11 protein-coding genes and 5 tRNA genes are annotated in these 14373 nt (G+C 41.1%); 14 read left to right on the plus strand and 2 right to left on the minus strand.

Annotated elements, in window-relative coordinates; translation table 11 throughout:
- Positions 1-357: 357 nt before the first annotated feature.
- Positions 358-1584, minus strand: a complete 1227-nt coding sequence (gene srmB, locus D172_RS02950; RefSeq protein WP_007376476.1) for an ATP-dependent RNA helicase SrmB — start codon at positions 1582-1584, stop codon at positions 358-360.
- Positions 1585-1659: 75 nt separating this feature from the next.
- Here srmB and D172_RS02955 point away from each other — a divergent pair, with 75 nt between their 5' ends.
- The 3 genes from D172_RS02955 to D172_RS02965 all read left to right on the plus strand — a co-directional run bounded on the left by D172_RS02955 (position 1660) and on the right by D172_RS02965 (position 5115).
- Complete coding sequence (locus tag D172_RS02955; RefSeq protein WP_007376475.1) at positions 1660-2358, plus strand: tRNA1(Val) (adenine(37)-N6)-methyltransferase; 699 nt, start codon at positions 1660-1662, stop codon at positions 2356-2358.
- 156 nt (positions 2359-2514) lie between these two features.
- A complete protein-coding gene (locus D172_RS02960; protein WP_033023380.1) occupies positions 2515-4524 on the plus strand; it encodes an alpha-amylase in 2010 nt (669 codons plus the stop codon).
- Between the two features lie 144 nt (positions 4525-4668).
- Complete coding sequence (locus tag D172_RS02965) at positions 4669-5115, plus strand: DUF2147 domain-containing protein (RefSeq protein ID WP_007376472.1); 447 nt, start codon at positions 4669-4671, stop codon at positions 5113-5115.
- A gap of 39 nt (positions 5116-5154) precedes the next feature.
- On the opposite strand, the gene fldB is transcribed toward D172_RS02965, so the two are convergent.
- The gene (gene fldB, locus D172_RS02970) at positions 5155-5676 is read right to left on the minus strand and encodes a flavodoxin FldB (RefSeq protein ID WP_007376471.1); all 522 of its coding nucleotides are present in this window, start codon (positions 5674-5676) and stop codon (positions 5155-5157) included.
- A 94-nt stretch (positions 5677-5770) separates the two neighbouring features.
- On the opposite strand from fldB, the gene xerD reads away from it, so the two are divergent.
- From xerD to D172_RS03025, 11 genes are all read left to right on the plus strand, one after another.
- Entirely contained in the window at positions 5771-6697 is a 927-nt protein-coding gene (gene xerD, locus D172_RS02975) for a site-specific tyrosine recombinase XerD (protein WP_007376470.1), read from the plus strand.
- Between the two features lie 60 nt (positions 6698-6757).
- Complete coding sequence (gene dsbC / locus D172_RS02980; protein WP_007376469.1) at positions 6758-7486, plus strand: bifunctional protein-disulfide isomerase/oxidoreductase DsbC; 729 nt, start codon at positions 6758-6760, stop codon at positions 7484-7486.
- 78 nt (positions 7487-7564) lie between these two features.
- Positions 7565-9286, plus strand: a complete 1722-nt coding sequence (gene recJ, locus D172_RS02985; protein ID WP_007376468.1) for a single-stranded-DNA-specific exonuclease RecJ — start codon at positions 7565-7567, stop codon at positions 9284-9286.
- Positions 9287-9430: 144 nt separating this feature from the next.
- Positions 9431-10529, plus strand: a protein-coding gene (gene prfB, locus D172_RS02990) for a peptide chain release factor 2 (RefSeq protein WP_149593949.1) whose coding sequence is annotated in 2 segments (ribosomal slippage) — positions 9431-9505 and positions 9507-10529 — 1098 coding nt in all. Because the reading frame shifts where the segments join, the coding sequence is not laid out codon by codon here.
- Between the two features lie 26 nt (positions 10530-10555).
- A complete protein-coding gene (gene lysS, locus D172_RS02995) occupies positions 10556-12091 on the plus strand; it encodes a lysine--tRNA ligase (protein WP_007376466.1) in 1536 nt (511 codons plus the stop codon).
- A 354-nt stretch (positions 12092-12445) separates the two neighbouring features.
- Positions 12446-12628, plus strand: coding sequence for a hypothetical protein (locus D172_RS03000; RefSeq protein WP_007376465.1), 183 nt, complete (start codon positions 12446-12448; stop codon positions 12626-12628).
- A 128-nt stretch (positions 12629-12756) separates the two neighbouring features.
- Positions 12757-12849: transfer RNA gene (locus D172_RS03005), tRNA-Ser, on the plus strand.
- Positions 12850-12887: 38 nt separating this feature from the next.
- A tRNA-Arg gene (locus D172_RS03010) sits at positions 12888-12964 on the plus strand.
- 179 nt (positions 12965-13143) lie between these two features.
- Positions 13144-13220: transfer RNA gene (locus tag D172_RS03015), tRNA-Arg, on the plus strand.
- 78 nt (positions 13221-13298) lie between these two features.
- A tRNA-Arg gene (locus D172_RS03020) sits at positions 13299-13375 on the plus strand.
- Positions 13376-13490: 115 nt separating this feature from the next.
- Positions 13491-13567, plus strand: a tRNA-Arg gene (locus D172_RS03025).
- Positions 13568-14373: the final 806 nt, after the last annotated feature.

Consider the following 14373-nt stretch of genomic DNA (forward strand, 5'->3'; position numbering starts at 1 on the left):
AATTTCGGTGCCAATATTAACACTATGAAATATAAGGTAATTTTATTAAGTGGGAATTAAGGTGGGCAAAAATTACATTTAAATGGGTATGAGTTACATGCTTGGGTTACATATGTAATACCAATTCGCTTAATTAAGTGATTTATTTTGAGGTAAGAAAATCGTGTCGATAACAAGGCAAAAATTTCGTTATTTAGTTGTTCTATATTAGAATTTTTTAACGCAGTTAGCGTCAGATTTAATCCTTAAAATTGATTAAGTATTATTGCGGATTGGTATAATGGTACAAACACCAGAGCCTGTAAGGCTTGCATTAAAAAGCCGGCAAAAGCCGGCTTAGTATAAAAATGTTTTAGGTTACTTCTTCTTTTTAACCTTGGCCTTTTTCTTGGCTTTCATTTTTACTGGATCTTTACGCTTTTTAGCCGGTGGCTTAGCTTCTTTATGCTGTGGCTCAACACCTCTAATTACACGGCGTTTTAACTTTTGCTCAACGTAGCGCTCTACTTTATATAAAATACCAATATCGTGTGCTTCAACTAGTGATATTGCTATGCCTTTTTTACCAGCACGGCCAGTACGACCAATACGGTGTACATATACGTCGGCAGTGCGCGGCATATCAAAGTTAATAACGTGACTAATGTCAGATACGTCAATACCACGTGCAGCTACGTCGGTAGCAACTAATATGCTTGTTTTACCACTGTGGAAGTTTTCCATGGCTTTCATACGTTTGTCTTGTGGCATTTCGCCGCGTAACCACGCTGCTTTTACATCATTAGTTGTAAGTTCACCAATCAATGTTTCTAAGCGTTCGCGAGTTTTAACAAACACAATTGCTTTAGTCACGTCAGGATTTTTTAGCGTGTTAACTAACAATTCAAGCTTATGATGGTAATCGTCGGCTAAATGTACCCACTGATGAATTTTTGCTTTTTCTTTACGTGACGATTCGGCTTCTAATAGAGCTGGGTCGTTTAATGTTTTTTCAGCAAACCTTTCTACGCTGTCACCTTCAAGTGTTGCTGAGAATAAAAAACATTGGCGACGATTTTTAGCTTCGTCACAAATACGGCTCATTTCTTTTTTGAAACCCATATCTAACATGCGATCTGCTTCATCAATAATAAGCATTTCTACATGTTCAGCATGAAAGTTTTCGGTTTCTAGGTATTCCATTAATCGACCTGGTGTGGCGATTAAAATATCGTTATTTTTTTCGAAAATTTCTTTATGCGTGCCGTAGTTAATACCGCCTGTTACTACACCAATTTTTAGGTGTGTGCGTTTAGCTAGCAGTTCACATTGTTCATGAATTTGATAAGCCAACTCACGAGTCGGGGTCATAACGAGGACGCGCGCAAAACCAGGGTCACGACGTGGGAAATCCAGTAAGTACTGAATAGCCGGAATTAAAAATGCCGCTGTTTTACCTGTACCAGTAGGCGCAGATGCTAAAATATCGCGCCCCTGTAGTGCTTCAGGAATAGCTTGTTGTTGAATGCTGGTTGGCGTCTCGTAGCCCATTTTATTAATGGCATCGAGTAGCTTGTTATCAAGATCAAATTCAGAAAATTGCATAGAGTGTCTAAAATAAGGGACAATTACCCTGATTATACGCGCTATGCTGCGCTTGGTGAATGAAAAGGTGAAAAAATGTCTGGTTTTGTATTTAAACAATTTAAAGTTGAACACGACCACTGTGCAATGAAAGTTTCTACCGATGGCATTTTGCTTGGCGCATGGGCTAATTTAAGTGGTGCAAAGTCATTACTTGATATAGGCACAGGCACCGGCTTACTAGCATTAATGTGTAAGCAGCGCAGTAATGAGCTTGATATAACTGCGGTAGAAATTGACGAAAGCGCCCATACCCAAGCATTACAAAATATAGCTAATAGCCCGTGGCCAACAATAAGTATTAAGCACCAAACTATTCAAAGCTTTAGTAGTGAAGTTAAATTTGACGTGGTTATTTCTAATCCGCCGTATTTTAATCACAGTTTAAAAGGCGAGAATACTGCGCGTAATACCGCGCGCCATACCGACGGCTTAAGTTTTGAAGAGTTAATAAATGCGTTTAAACGTCTAAGCCATAGTCGCTCTCGCTTTAACTTAATACTCCCAAGCGTTGAAGGCGCATTATTTATTGAGCTTGCTACTCAAAATGGGCTTTATTTAAATACTCATTGCCAAGTAAAAGCCACGCCCAATAAAGATATTAGCCGCAGTTTAATGGCATTTAGCTACGTAAAAAGCGATATAGAATCATCAACCCTGTGTATTAGAAACTTAGATAATACCTACACTGCTGATTATATAGCTCTGTGCAAAACATTTTATTTAAAAATGTAAGTTACTTTGTAATGAAGGTTATTTAGTAATAAAGGATAGTTTACCCGTTATGCATACGTATTCAGTTTTTATTTTATCAACTATAAGCCTAGTGTTAACCACTTGTAAATAACATCGAGTAGTTGTTTTGCTCGCTCAACAATTGGACCACACACTATGAAACTCAATAAAATAATCACCACCGCAGGTTTAAGTCTAGGGTTGCTCTTACCGAGTATTGCCACAGCTACGCCCACCACATTTGTGCATTTGTTTGAATGGAATTGGCAAGATGTAGCGCAAGAATGTGAACAGTATTTAGGACCAAAAGGCTATGCTGCAGTGCAGGTATCGCCACCTAATGAACACATTACAGGAGGCCAATGGTGGACACGCTATCAGCCTGTAAGTTATGAACTGCAAAGTCGTGGCGGTAACCGTGCACAGTTTATTGATATGGTAAATCGCTGTAGTGCAGCTGGGGTTGATATTTACGTCGATACGCTTATTAACCATATGGCAGCAGGAAGTGGCACAGGCACAGCGGGTAATAGTTTTGGTAATAAAAGCTTTCCTATTTATAGCCCACAAGATTTTCATGAAAGTTGTACCATTAATAGCTCTGATTATGGCAACGATCGCTACCGAGTACAAAATTGTGAACTCGTTGGACTTGCCGATTTAGATACCGCTTCAAACTATGTGCAAAATACCATTGCAGCATATATTAACGACTTACAAGCTATTGGCGTAAAAGGCTTTCGGTTTGATGCTTCTAAACATGTTGCCGCAAGCGATATCCAAAGTTTAATGGCCAAAGTAAATGGCTCGCCAGTGGTTTTTCAAGAAGTGATTGATCAAGGTGGAGAGGCTGTTGGCGCCTCTGAATATTTAAGCACTGGTTTAGTAACTGAATTTAAATATAGCACTGAGCTTGGTAATACTTTTAGAAACGGCTCGCTTGCATGGCTGAGTAATTTTGGCGAAGGGTGGGGCTTTATGCCTAGCTCTTCTGCGGTGGTTTTTGTAGATAATCACGATAATCAACGTGGTCATGGCGGCGCTGGTAATGTAATTACCTTTGAGGATGGCCGCTTATATGACTTAGCCAATGTATTTATGTTGGCTTATCCGTACGGTTATCCAAAAGTAATGTCGAGTTATGATTTTCATGGTGATACAGATGCTGGTGGGCCAAACGTACCTGTACATAATAATGGTAACTTAGAGTGTTTTGCTAGTAATTGGAAGTGTGAGCATCGCTGGTCATATATTGCAGGCGGGGTCGATTTTAGAAATAACACCGCCGACAATTGGGCAGTAACAAATTGGTGGGATAACACGAATAATCAAATATCATTTGGTCGAGGTAGCTCGGGTCATATGGCTATTAACAAAGAAGACTCAACACTCATTGCAACGGTGCAAACAGACATGGCGCCTGGGCAATACTGTAATGTGCTAAAAGGCGAGTTGTCGGCTGATGCTAAAAGTTGTAGTGGCGAGGTTATAACGGTTAATTCCGACGGTACTATTAATCTCAATATTGGTGCTTGGGATGCAATGGCAATTCATAAAAATGCCAAGTTAAATACAAGCTCTGTGCCAAATACAGGGAGTGACTGGCAACGCACGGTTATTTTTATTAATGCACAAACGCAAAGTGGACAAGATATGTTTTTGCGCGGTGGTGTAGATCACGCTTATGCAAACGCAAATCTGGGTCGAAATTGCCAAACAAGTAATTTTGAGTGTGCAATGCCTATTCGTCATAATAATTTAAAAAACGTGACAACAAGCCCTTGGAAAGCAAATGATAACTACCTTGATTGGTATGGCATAGAAAATGGGCAAAGTAGCGAAGCAGAAGGTTCTGCGACCGACTGGACAGCGAATGTTTGGCCAGCAGGTTGGGGCGCTGAAAAAACGGTAAACACAGATGGTTTTGGTGTGACATCTTTAAATATATGGGGCGAACACTATTGGATGCTTGATGTAGATATGGATTGCAGTAAAGCGGTTAATGGATGGTTTGAACTAAAAGCATTCATTAAAAACGGCCAAGGATGGGAGACTGCTATTGCTCAAAACAATACACCTTATACAAGCACTAATCATATGGCGCAATGCGGAAAAATTAATAAATTTGAGTTTAATAACTCAAGTGTAGCCATTCGTAGTTTTTAAAAAATAAATAAAAAGCCTATATTTGAACCTAAGCCTAAGCTAATGATTATTAGTTTAGGTTTTTTAGGTACTGTTCTTTCATAGTGTGTTTATAAATCACCTGTTATGATTCACTCATTAGTTACATTGAATTAAGACAACACAATGAAAAAATTAAATAAAATAATACTACTAAGTACATTCTCTGCGGTTGTTTTGGCAAGCCAAAGTGCACTGGCAGCCATGACCCCAGTTGGGCTTTGGAAAACGATTGACGAGGATACAAACCAAGCTAAGTCGTATGTACGTATTACCCAAACCAACGGTACTTTAAGCGGTAAAGTTGAAACTATTCTAGACCCTACAAAACAAAATGATATATGCAATAAATGTGATGATGAGCTAAAAGATCAGCCTATTTTAGGAATGACTATTATTACTGATGTAAAAGCTGAGGATGATGACGTTTGGGGAGATGGCGAAATACTTGACCCAACAAATGGTAAAACCTACACCTTACAGCTCACAGTGCAAGATGAAGGTCAAAAACTTGAAGTACGTGGTTACATTGGCTTTTTTTTCCGTAACCAATATTGGCTAAGGGTTGAGTAATTACTTTGTAGCGTAGCAATAATGGCTACGCAATTTTAATTAAAGCGTTTCGCCGTATTCAGTCATTACTTGTTCAACCCAAGTCGCAATACGCTCATCACTTAGCTCGTATTGGCTGTCTTCGTCCAGTGCGAGCCCTACAAATTGTTTACCATCGGGAGTTAGCGCTTTTGAAGCTTCAAACTCGTAACTACTGTCGTTGGACCAAAAACCAAGTTGGGTAAATGTTTGCGTATTTATTTCGTCGTGCAGCATCCCTAGCGCATCTTGAAACCACTGCCCGTAACCTTGCTGATCGCCCATGCCAAATAAAGCAATGGTTTTACCGGTTAGGTTTACGTCGGCTATGTCGTCCCATTTTGACTCCCAGTCTTCTTGTATTTCACCAAAATCCCATGTTGAAATACCAAAGATGATAAAGTCGTACTGCTGCGCATTTTTTAGTGGCTCGTCTTTAATATTGTGCAGGGTAACTATATCGGCACCAATAATGTCGCGAATCTTTTCTGCTGCCATTTCGGTGTAGCACGTAGTAGAACCAAAAAATAAACCAATTTGCATCGTATTTATCACTGTGTAATTGCCTGATATGATAGGCTCAAGTTTACCGTAAGGTATTTTTAATTGATACCTTAGCAAAGCATGAGAGCATAATGTGACAACGCTAACTGACGATTCTTTTGAAAATGACAGCAGTATGAGCAGTAATAGCGACTACCTAGAAACCTTTTTAGATAGCCTGTACTTAGAGCAAGGCGTAAGCGAAAACACATTAAGTGCTTATCGCAGCGATTTAGATAAGTTTTGCCTATTTTTAAAGGGCGAAAACTTAATGACGGTAACCGGGCTTGATATAGAGGGTTACTTAGCTCACAGAGTTGATTTAGGATTAAAACCACGTAGTACGGCACGTAGTATTAGTGCGCTAAAGCGTTTTTATCAGTACTTTGTGCGCGAAAAAATAATTAGTGATTCGCCCATGCTAAATATTGCTCAACCAAAAGCAGGGCAGTCGTTACCTAAAACACTCTCAGAAGCTGAAGTTGAGGCATTGTTAAATGCGCCCAATACAGAAGAAGCGATGGGACTGCGCGATAAGGCGATGCTTGAACTACTTTATGCAACGGGTTTGCGTGTAAGTGAGCTTGTTGGGTTGCGTATGGAGCAAATTAATTTGCGCCAAGCTGTGGTGTTTGTAAAAGGTAAAGGTAATAAAGAGCGCTTAGTGCCACTTGGCGAGGAAGCCATGTACTGGCTTGAGCAATTTTTAAAGGTCGGGCGTGCGCAAATGATAAAACACGCCACCGATTTTGTGTTTCCGTCTAAGCGCGGTGTTGGCATGACGAGACAAACCTTTTGGCATAGAATTAAACACTATGCTATTTTGGCAGCAGTTGAGTCTCCAATATCGCCCCATACAATGCGCCATGCTTTTGCTACGCATTTATTAAACCATGGGGCAGATTTACGTGTGGTACAAATGATGTTGGGCCACAGTGATTTATCAACCACACAAATTTATACCCATGTTGCTAATGAACGTTTAAAATCGGTGCATGCGCAGCATCACCCGCGTGCTTAATTTGAAATTAAATAGCACTAAGCCGGTCAATTTATAAGTACTTTTGGAATAGAGAAAATTATGAAAAAATTAATGTTAGCAGGTGCCATGTTGTGCAAAAGTATTAGTGCATTTGCAAATGGCGTTGCTGTAGCTCCTGATGCTAATGATCCTATAGTGACTAAATTTGCGACTTTAGGCGTAACGGTTAAGCAAATTAACCCAAGTCCAGTTGCAGGGTTAAAAGAGCTTATTACCAACAAAGGCGTGCTTTACGCAAGTCCAGATGGTCAATTTTTAATGCAAGGTACGTTAATCGATTTGAATAATCGTAATAACCTAACTGAGCAAGCATTAAACGGCGTGCGCGTTGAAGGCATTAAAGAATACGAAGATTCGATGATTGTGTATAAAGCACCAAACGAAAAGCACAGCATTACCGTATTTACTGATATTAGCTGTGGCTACTGTCGTAAGTTGCACCGTGAGCTAGATGATTTACTCGATGAAGGTATTACCGTTAAGTATCTTGCATTTCCACGTGGTGGGCTACAAGGTTCTGGTTATGCTGATTTAATGAATGTGTGGTGTGCTAAAGATCAGCAAGAAGCACTGACTGAGGCTAAATCGGGCGCAGACACTAAAGTAATTGCAGGGTGTAATGCACCCGTTGCTGAGCATTACCAGCTAGGTCAAAGCTTTGGTATTAGCGGCACGCCGGCTATTGTTTTAGAAGATGGTACGATGATCCCAGGTTACCAGCCTGCAGCAGCATTAAAAGCAGCATTAGATGCTAACAAAGCGTCGTAATACGTTTTATAGTTAATAAAAAGGCCTTAATGGCCTTTTTTTGTCTTTTTAGTACGACTCAATAAGTTAAAACTCTGCATGAAAAAACTAATCATTGCGCGTGAAAACGTTGACGACTCGCATTTACCGAGTAATTTACACCCTGTAATTAAACAAATTTATGCTAACCGCAATGTATTCAATGCCGAAGAGCTAAATAACAGCGTAGCTACGCTTCACGACTTTAAATTGTTCAAAGACATCGACAAAGCCAGCGATTTATTAATTGAAGCATTAAAAGCGCAAAGCCAAATATTAATAGTCGGCGATTTTGATGCTGATGGCGCAACGAGTACGGCCACTTTAATGCAAGGCCTTGAGATGTTTGGTTTTAAGCATTTAGATTACTTAATTCCGGACCGGTTTAGCTTAGGTTATGGCTTGAGCCCCGCACTTGCAGAGCAAATAGTACAAATTAAGCCTGATTTAGTGATCACCGTAGATAACGGTATATCGTGTATTGCCGGTATTGATATTTTAAAAGCGGTTGGCATAAAAGTGCTGGTAACAGATCACCATTTACAAGGTGAGCAGCTGCCAAATGCCGATGCAATAGTAAATCCAAATAGGCACGAATGTAACTTCCCGTCTAAATCTATAGCAGGCGTTGGCGTTGCTTTTTACTTACTGATAGCACTGAGAAGCGTAATGCGAGACCTTGGTTATTTTGAGCAGCAACCGCCGCCTAATTTAGCTAACTTGCTCGATATTGTAGCGCTTGGTACGGTTGCTGACGTGGTCGCACTTGATGCAAATAACCGCACCTTAGTACATCAAGGTTTAGCACGTATTCGCAGTGGTAAAACACGCCCAGGCATCACCGCGCTTATTGAAGTGGCTAACCGCAATGCAGCGCGCTTAAGCGCAAGCGACTTTGGCTTTTCACTTGCGCCGCGTTTAAATGCAGCAGGGCGATTAGACGACATGAGTTTGGGTATAGCGTGCTTGCTCAGCACCGACATAAACCAAGCGCGCAGTATAGCGAGCGAGCTCGATAGCTTAAACTTTGCAAGGCGCGAAATAGAACAAGGCATGCAAGTGGAGGCACAAGCTGTGCTTGATAGGCTCGCATTTAGCGACGATAGCATCCCTGATGCTATTTGTTTGTTTCAAGATGATTGGCATCAAGGTGTTATTGGTATTTTGGCTGGTCGCTTGAAAGAAAAATACCACCGTCCAACCGTTATATTTGCTGGTGGCGAAAACGGTGAAATTAAAGGCTCGTGCCGCTCTATTGAAGGGCTACACATGCGCGATTTACTCGAAGGACTCAATACAGCCGACCCACACTTAATTAATAAATTTGGTGGCCACGCAATGGCCGCTGGTTTAAGTATTAACGAGCAGCACTTTAACGACTTTAAAAAAGCGTTTGATGCCGCAGTTAGCGCGCAACTGAGTGAAGAAAGTAAGCGCTGCATTGTATTTACTGACGGTGAGCTGCCAAACGACTGCTTTACTATGGAGTTTGCTCAACTATTAAAGCAATCGGGCCCGTGGGGGCAGCAATTTCCTGAGCCAGTGTTTGAGCACACCTTTGAAGTAATACAGCAGCGCATAGTCGGCGAAAAGCATTTAAAGCTCGTTTTAAAGCATCAATCAGGGCGATTAGTAGACGCCATTGCCTTTGGTATTGATGTAAAAGAATGGCCAGACACAGAAGCGAAGTTTGTAAAAGTAGCGTACCAACTCGATATAAATGAGTTTAGAGGTAAATTTACACTGCAATTAATAGCCAGAGAACTTGAAAAAGTGTACTAAAAAATATGCACAAAGCATGCATAAAAGGCTAATAAAGCGCGCGGTTTTTTGTTAAAATCGGGCGTTTTTATCATTTGACGATAATTTATTGCGAAAATCCCATGTAAAGGGGCGCAATTACCTAGCCATTTTGGAGTAATGACCATGTTTGAAGTGAATCCTGTGATTAACCAAATCAAGGAAATTCGCGAACGTACTGAATTGCTTCGGGGGTACCTTTGACTACGCTCTTAAACAAGAACGCTTAGAAGAAGTTAACGCCGAACTTGAAGATTCAGCCGTATGGAATGAGCCTGAACGCGCACAAGCGCTTGGCCGTGAAAAATCAGCATTAGAAGCCGTTGTTGAAACAATCGACAACCTTGTAGCCGGTACTGATGACGTTGAAGGTTTACTTGAACTTGCAGTAGAAGCTGAAGATCAAGATACCTTTGATGAAGCACAAAGCGAACTTGCCGATCTAAACGAGCAGTTAGAAGGTTTAGAGTTTCGTCGTATGTTTTCAGGTCCTCATGACTCAAACGATGCGTACCTTGATTTACAATCGGGTTCTGGCGGCACTGAAGCACAAGACTGGTGTAACATTCTACTTCGTATGTACTTACGTTGGGGCGAGGCTAAAGGCTTTAAAGTTGAGCTAGTTGAAGCAACCGACGGTGATGTTGCTGGTATTAAAGGTGCAACAGTTCGCTTTGTTGGCGAATACGCTTACGGTTGGTTACGTACAGAAACAGGCGTTCACCGTTTAGTGCGTAAAAGCCCGTTTGACTCAAGTGGTCGTCGTCATACTTCGTTTGCTTCTGCGTTTGTATACCCAGAGATTGACGATAATATTGAAATTGATATTAATCCGTCAGATCTACGTATAGACGTTTACCGTGCATCGGGCGCGGGTGGTCAGCATGTTAACACCACCGAATCGGCAGTTCGTATTACTCACGTACCAACAAACACCGTAGTGCAGTGTCAAAACGAGCGTTCACAGCATAAAAATAAAGCCCAAGCGATGAAGCAGTTAAAAGCTAAATTATTTGAGCTTGAGCTACAGCAGCAAAATGCTGAAAAACAAACGCAAGAAGATGCTAAATCTGATATAGGTTGGGGTAGCCAAATACGTTCATACGTACTTGATGACGCACGCATTAAAGATTTACGTACAGGCGTTGAAAACCGCAATACCCAATCGGTACTTGACGGTAACTTAGATAAATTTATTGAAGCCAGCCTTAAATCTGGCCTATAACCACCAAGCTAATAAAGAGCTAAAAAATGACTGATAAAATCCAAGACGAAAACAAGTTAATCGCTGAGCGTCGCGGCAAGTTAGACGCGATACGCGAAAATTGCCCAGCCAACGGTCATCCAAACCAATTCCGTCGTGAGCATTACACGGCTGATTTGCAAGCCCAGTTTGGTGATAAGAGCAAAGAAGAATTAGTTGAACTACAAGAAGTTGTGTCTATTGCTGGACGTATTTTAGCAAAGCGTGGACCGTTTTTTGTAATTCAAGACATGAAAGGTCGCGTACAAGCGTATGCATCTAAAGATGTTCAAAAAGATCTTAAAGAAAAATATGGTCAGCTAGACACTGGCGATATTATAGGTGTTAAAGGCGCGTTAAATAAATCGGGTAAAGGCGATTTATACGTAGAAATGACTGAGTATCAATTACTAACTAAGTCACTTCGTCCGTTACCTGAAAAATTCCATGGCTTATCAGATCAAGAAACAAAGTACCGCCAACGTTACGTTGATTTAATTACTAACGAAGCAACGCGCGAAACATTCCGCATTCGTTCACAAGTAGTTGAAGGCATTCGTCGCTTTTTAGCAGAGCGTGACTTTATGGAAGTAGAAACACCAATGCTACAGGTTATACCTGGTGGTGCATCTGCGCGTCCGTTTGTAACTCACCATAACGCGCTTGATATCGACATGTACTTACGTATAGCGCCAGAGCTTTACTTAAAGCGCTTAGTGGTAGGTGGTTTTGACCGTGTGTTTGAAATTAACCGCAACTTCCGTAACGAAGGGTTATCTACACGTCACAATCCAGAATTCACAATGATTGAATTTTACCAAGCATACGCTGATTACATCGACCTGATGAACATCACCGAGGACATGCTACGTACAGTTGCAACTAACGTATTGGGTAGCCCAATTGTTATAAATACAACGAAAGACGAAAACGGCGAAGTAACTGACTCAGTTGAGTATGACTTTGGCCAACCGTTTACACGTTTAAGCATGGCAGACGCTATCTTAAAATATAACCCTGAGTTTGATGCTGCGGTATTTAATGACCCAGAAAACCACTTTGACGAATTAAAAGCGTACGCTAAACAAGTGCACGTTAAAATTCCTGAAAACTGTGTTTGGGGCCCAGGTAAGTTTTTATGTGAAATATTTGAAGAAACAGCAGAGCACATGCTTATTCAACCTACGTTTATTACTGGCTACCCGTGGGAAGTATCACCACTTGCACGTCGTAACGACGAAAACTCATTTGTTACAGACCGTTTTGAGTTTTTTGTTGGCGGTCGTGAACTTGCAAATGGTTTCTCTGAGCTTAATGATGCACAAGACCAAGCTGAGCGCTTTACTCGTCAAGTTGAAGAGAAAGACGCAGGCGATGATGAAGCAATGCATTACGATGAAGACTACATACGCGCACTAGAGTACGGCTTACCGCCAACGGCTGGTGAAGGTATTGGTATTGACCGTTTAGTAATGTTGTTTACTGACTCATCTACAATTAAAGACGTTATTTTGTTCCCGCATATGCGTCCACAAGCTGACTAAGCTTTGAGTAAAACAAAGTAAGTTAATAAACGCCGCCTAATCGCGGCGTTTTTGTGTTTAAAGCCTAGACAATAAAGGTATACCTTTAACAAGGTACTTCGTAAATAAAAAGATGTAATTTGTTAATTGTTTTTGATTAGGGTGGCGCTGTTTTTATAAACTTAAGTATTTGATATTGTTTATTTTGATTCTTTTAAACAAATTTGGTTCGTATTATAACTTTTTATTATGACTGTTTTTTAAACATTTCGTTGTATTTATGTAACTTTTTTAGCTACACTATGGCGAAAATTTAAGCGGCCTAGGTTGTACGCTTTAACTAAGAATAATCAAACGGACTTATAGAATAATAAAATGAAAAATAAACGCGTTGAAGAGTCGTCAGAACTCTGTACGACAGAGCAAGAACGACAAGCTTACTATAGAGCCTGTATTGCTGAGTTTCAGCAATTGGGGTATCAAGAGCAGTACCTTGCAAACCTAACAGATGAGTTAGTACCAGTTGAAGGTATTAATCCTCACTCTGAAGACTCATAAGCCGCTTAATTTTCAAACTAATTACACTTTAAAACCAAGCATATGTGCAATCTATAACCATATAGTCGTTTTTGGTAGAAAAGTGTTTGACATATTTTCTGAAATCTTTATTATACGCCCCACAAGACGGAGAGGTGTCCGAGTGGCCGAAGGAGCTCCCCTGCTAAGGGAGTATAGAGTTTGTAGCTCTATCGAGGGTTCGAATCCCTCCCTCTCCACCATTTCTTTTAATGGTGTGTTTTGTAAAGTTTTAAAGTATGGGTGCATAGCTCAGCTGGATAGAGTACTCGGCTACGAACCGAGCGGTCGGAGGTTCGAATCCTCCTGCGCCCACCATACTTTAATAACTCTGCTTAGAGTCTAAATAAGCAATTAAAGTGTTTGGCTTTATAACCAAGCGGTCGGAGGTTCATTCTTAGAAGATACGTCCTGCGCCCACCATACTTTAATAACTCTGCTTAGAGTCTAAATAAGCGAAAGCTCTACTTAGAGTTAAAATAAGTAAACTATAAAGTGGGTGCATAGCTCAGCTGGATAGAGTACTCGGCTACGAACCGAGCGGTCGGAGGTTCGAATCCTCCTGCGCCCACCACTTTATAGACTCTGCTTAGAGTATTAATAAGCTAAACTCTCACTTAGAGTCAAAATAAGTAATAGTAAAAATGAAAGTGGGTGCATAGCTCAGCTGGATAGAGTACTCGGCTACGAACCGAGCGGTCGGAGGTTCGAATCCTCCTGCGCCCACCACTTTCATGTTTTCATACGCTTTTAAGTGTAAGAAAAATAAACCGATGGAAATCGGTTTTTTTATGCCTGAATTTATACGCTCTGCTTAGAGTTTAAATAAGCAATCTATGAAAGTGGGTGCATAGCTCAGCTGGATAGAGTACTCGGCTACGAACCGAGCGGTCGGAGGTTCGAATCCTCCTGCGCCCACCACTTTCATAACAAGCCGACATTAAGTCGGTTTTTTTGTGCCTAAAATAAAGTGAAGTGTAAGCTACCACTCCTGTAGCCGCAGAGCTTGCTCGCGTGAGAAGCGCCAGCTTCTAATTACTTACCACCGATATAACTGATGCTTTATTTACGAGCTTTGCTCGTCGCGTCAGCAAGCTGCACGCCTACAAGTAAAACCAACCCAATCTTTAAATCTAAACTCCGAGCTTATTCATCCGTTGTAGACGCAGAGCTTGCTCGCGTGAGAAGCGCCAGCTTCTAATTACTTACCACCGATATAACTGATGCTTTATTTACGAGCTTCGCTCGTCGCGTCAGCAAGCTGCACGCCTACAAGCAAAACCATCCCTAATCTTTAAATCTAAACTCCGAGCTTATTCATTCGTTGTAGACGCAGAGCTTGCTCGCGTGAGAAGCGACAGCTTCTAATCACTTACCACCGATATAACTGATACTTTATTTACGAGCTTCGCTCGTCGCGTCAGCAAGCTGCACGCCTACAAGTAAAACCAACCCAATCTTTAAATCTAAACTCCGAGCTTATTCATTCGTTGTAGACGCAGAGCTTGCTCGCGTGAGAAGCGCCAGCTTCTAATTACTTACCACCGATATAACTGATACTTTATTTACGAGCTTCGCTCGTCGCGTCAGCAAGCTGCACGCCTACAAGCAAAACCATCCCTAATCTTTAAATCTAAACTCCAAGCTTATTCATTCGTTGTAGACGCTGAGCTTGCTCGCGTGAGAAGCGCCAGCTTCTAATCTATAAAATTCACAGCACATTTACG

Source organism: Pseudoalteromonas sp. Bsw20308 (assembly GCF_000310105.2).
In the GTDB taxonomy this organism is placed as follows: domain Bacteria; phylum Pseudomonadota; class Gammaproteobacteria; order Enterobacterales; family Alteromonadaceae; genus Pseudoalteromonas; species Pseudoalteromonas fuliginea.